This window comes from Undibacterium sp. TC4M20W (assembly GCF_049340245.1).
Classification (GTDB): domain Bacteria; phylum Pseudomonadota; class Gammaproteobacteria; order Burkholderiales; family Burkholderiaceae_D; genus Undibacterium.
Window position 1 is genome coordinate 1 of record NZ_JBMPPI010000067.1, and the last position, 656, is coordinate 656.

The window sequence follows — 656 nt, forward strand, 5'->3', positions numbered from 1 at the left end:
ATCATTTCAGCACCTTCTTCCACCAAGAACAAAGAAGGCAAACGTGATCCGGAAATGCGCCAGACCAAAAAAGGCAATCAATGGTATTTCGGGATGAAGGGACACATAGGCGTTGATAGCAAGACCAAATTGATTCATGCCGTTGTCGCCACCGGGGCCAATGTCCATGACAGCCAGGTATTGCCAGCCTTACTACATGGGCGCGAGACACGTTACTGGGGCGATTCTGCCTACACGGGCCAAAAGCAGGTTGCACGCAGCAAAGCACCAGGGATAAAGGACTTTACCAACATCCGGGGCACACGCAGTCACGCGCTGACAGAAGAAGAACGCCTGACCAATCGCCGCAAGTCAAGCGTGCGTGCCAAGGTTGAACATGCCTTCTGTATCATCAAACGCATGTTTGGATTTACCAAGGTCAGATATCGTGGGATGCAGAAGAACGCGCACCGCTTGTTCGTTACTTGTGCGCTGGCGAACTTGTTCATGGTTCGCAGGCGCTTGATGCGCATGCAAGGGGCATAGTGTACCCAATGGGCGAGAAATCGCTCGAGAACTGAAGAAGTTGGGGATACAACTCCCCAATTCTTGATGAAAATCATGTTCAGCAGCACGTTTTATGCTTTGACTGGAACATGATTTTGTAATTGATGGAA

1 protein-coding gene is annotated in these 656 nt (G+C 50.2%); it reads left to right on the forward strand.

The features are described from left to right. Positions 1-525, forward strand: a 525-nt coding sequence (locus tag ACO0LL_RS30305) for an IS5 family transposase (RefSeq protein WP_422954534.1), incomplete at its 5' end; no start/stop codon positions are given. Positions 526-656 lie beyond the last annotated feature (131 nt).